This window comes from Pantoea sp. BL1, from assembly GCF_000963985.1.
Taxonomy (GTDB): domain Bacteria; phylum Pseudomonadota; class Gammaproteobacteria; order Enterobacterales; family Enterobacteriaceae; genus Pantoea; species Pantoea rwandensis_B.
Window position 1 is genome coordinate 1 of the sequence record NZ_JZRH01000091.1, and the last position, 669, is coordinate 669.

Sequence of the window (669 nt, forward strand, 5' to 3'; positions counted from 1 at the left end):
CACTTAAAATCATTTTTTTCCTCTTATTGTTTTAAAATCGGTACTCTTTTCACTGGTCCGCCCAGTGTAGAATGGGTTGTGGACTCTGCAAGCCGTCAGCGAGTTATTAAGCGTAAAGGTTTCGTAATCTCCCTGTTTTCAGCACCGGAGATAACTGCAGCATGCGTCAGCAGGAGATATCCGGCAATCTGCCGGTGGGCTATCAGTGCAACAGGCAATAACACACAGGAGAGGCAACCATGCTCAGCGAAAACAGGCTCCGTCACATCGCCGGCGATCCGGACAGCCATGACGCGGAGGCCGTCGCGATGGCGCAGGAGATCCTGCAGCTGCGCCGCACGCTGGGCGCGCCCTGGGCCGTGGTACAGCCGCTGGGCGAGCTGTATGTGGAGGACGGGAACGCGGCCATGATCTGGCCGGCGAGTCTGGCGGAGCGCGGCGACGTCTGCCTGTACCGCCTGGAGAAGCCTTCTCCGGTGGCGGATGCCGCCCCGCCTGCAGCAAAGCATCGTAGCCGGAGAAACAAATTACCGGCGCCGGAGTAAGGTATTTTCAGGACAGCATACCTCTGCCGGACATCGATGACGCTGCAGCGCAAAAGTTTTCTACAGGTTCTTCTCCCCCGTTAATGTCCGGACCCACTGCGCTATGGTAAGCTCTGCGCCCGAA

Annotated in this window: 1 protein-coding gene; it reads left to right on the forward strand. The window is 57.8% G+C overall.

Annotated features, from left to right (window positions below):
- Positions 1-239: 239 nt before the first annotated feature.
- On the forward strand, positions 240-545 hold the full coding sequence (locus tag VH86_RS24430) for a hypothetical protein (RefSeq protein ID WP_045834421.1): 306 nt from the start codon (positions 240-242) through the stop codon (positions 543-545).
- Positions 546-669: the final 124 nt, after the last annotated feature.

Bases quoted from the DNA above. Each gene is read 5' to 3' on its own strand.
- VH86_RS24430 (WP_045834421.1), top strand. From the start codon at position 240: ATGCTCAGCGAAAACAGGCTCCGTCACATCGCCGGCGATCCGGACAGC.